Below are 2,230 nucleotides of genomic sequence, written 5' to 3'. Positions count from 1 at the left end.
CGACTGGTTTCCGAACTGGCCCCGGCCGTCGCGGCCGTGGAGGCGGCCCCGGCACCTGTTCCGCAGGCCGATGCCGAGGACGATCCGATCGTCATCGTGGGCATGGCCTGCCGCTATCCCGGTGACGCCCGCTCCCCGCAGGACCTGTGGGAGCTGGTGCGGACCGGCACCGACGCGATCGGTCCGTTCCCCGCCAATCGCGGCTGGGACCTGGACGAGCTCTACGACGCCGACCCCGAGAGCGCCGGGAAGAGCTACACCCGCCACGGCGGGTTCCTCTACGACGCCGACCGCTTCGACGCCGAGTTCTTCGGCATCAGCCCGCGCGAGGCATACGCGATCGACCCACAGCAGCGACTCCTGCTGGAGACGGTGTGGGAGACCTTCGAGCACGCACGCCTCGACCCGGTCGCACTGCGCGGCAGCCGCACCGGGGTCTTCGTCGGCGCCATGTACGACGACTACGCCTCCCGCCTGGCCGCCGTCCCCGCCGAGTACGAGGGCTACCTGAGCATCGGCAGCGCCGGCAGCGTGGCCTCGGGCCGGGTGTCCTACACCTTCGGGCTGGAGGGGCCGGCCATGACCGTCGACACGGCCTGCTCCTCCTCGCTGGTCGCCCTCCACCTGGCCGCCCAGGCCCTGCGCCAGGGCGAGTGCAACCTCGCCCTGGCCGGCGGCGTGACCGTCATGGCCACGCCGCGGACGTTCGTGGAGTTCAGCCGCCAGCGCGGCCTGGCGGCGGACGGGCGCTGCAAGTCGTTCTCGTCCTCCGCCGACGGCACCGCCTGGGGCGAGGGCGTCGGCATGCTGCTGCTGGAGCGGCTCTCCGCCGCCCGCAGCAACGGCCACGAGGTGCTCGCGGTGCTGCGCGGTTCCGCCGTCAACCAGGACGGCGCGAGCAACGGACTGACCGCTCCCAACGGGCCTTCGCAGGAGCGGGTCATCCGTGACGCGCTGGCGGCAGCGGGACTCTCCGCCGCCGAGGTCGACGCCGTCGAGGCGCACGGAACCGGCACCAGTCTGGGAGACCCGATCGAGGCGCAGGCCCTGCTCGCCACCTACGGACAGGACCGCGATGCGCAGCGTCCGCTGTATCTGGGGTCGTTGAAGTCGAACATCGGGCATACGCAGGCGGCTGCGGGTGTCGGTGGTGTGATCAAGATGGTGATGGCGATGCGGCATGGTGTGCTGCCGCGGACGCTGCATGTGGATGAGCCGACCGGGCATGTGGACTGGTCGGCGGGTGCGGTGTCGTTGCTGACGGAGGCGGTGGAGTGGCCGCAGGCCGACGACCGGCCGCGGCGTTCCGCGGTCTCCTCCTTCGGGATCAGCGGCACCAACGCGCACGTCATCCTGGAACAGGCGCCCGCCGCCCGGCCCGCCGAAACGCGCGACCCGGCGCTGCCCGGCCCGCTGCCGTGGGTGGTCTCGGCCCGCGGCACGGACGCACTGTCCTGGCAGGCCGAGCAGTTGCACCGGTTCGTCGCCGCGACGGACGCCGGCGCCGGGTTCGGCCCCGGCCATGTGGACATCGGCCACTCGCTGGCGACCACGCGCGCCGCGCTCCCGGACCGCGCCGTCGTCCTCGCCGAGAGTCCAGCAGAGATGCGGACGGCGCTGGAGGCACTGGCCCGTGCCGAGGCCTCGCCGCAGGTGGTCACCGGCAACGTGAGCGGAACCCCGCGCCTGGCGTTCCTGTTCACCGGGCAGGGCAGTCAGCGGGCCGGGATGGGCCGTGAGCTGTACGGCAGGGAGCCGGTGTTCGCGCGGGCTTTCGATGCGGTGTGCGAGCGGATGGACGTCCACCTGGGCCGTTCCCTGAAGGAGCTGGTCTTCGCCGAGGAGGGCAGTGAGCAGGCTGCTCTGCTGGACGAGACCCGTTACACCCAGCCGGCGTTGTTCGCGGTGGAGGTGGCGCTGTTCCGACTCGCGGAACAGTACGGAACGGTTCCTGACTACCTGTTGGGTCATTCGGTGGGTGAGTTGGCGGCTGCGCATGTGGCCGGGGTGCTGTCGTTGGACGACGCGTGTGCGCTGGTGGCGGCGCGTGGCCGGTTGATGCAGTCGGCTGTCGCGGGTGGTGCGATGACCGCGATCGAGGCCGCCGTGGAGGAGGTCGAGCCGACGTTGGCCGACCGGAGCGGCCAGGTGGTGGTGGCCTCGGTGAACGGGCCCACCTCGGTGGTGGTCTCCGGCGACGAGCAGGCCGTGCGCGAGGTGGAGGAGCACT

General features: G+C 72.0%; 1 protein-coding gene. It reads left to right on the top strand.

Going from position 1 to position 2,230, the window contains the following annotated elements; translation table 11 throughout:
• The coding region (locus tag TR46_RS37600; protein WP_042411849.1) for a type I polyketide synthase at nucleotides 1-2,230 on the top strand (2,230 nt) is incomplete at both ends.

This window comes from Streptacidiphilus carbonis (genome assembly GCF_000787775.1).
Lineage (GTDB): Bacteria > Actinomycetota > Actinomycetes > Streptomycetales > Streptomycetaceae > Streptacidiphilus > Streptacidiphilus carbonis.
The sequence above is the reverse complement of the archived record's forward strand: the minus strand, read 5'-3'. Positions and strand labels throughout refer to the sequence as shown.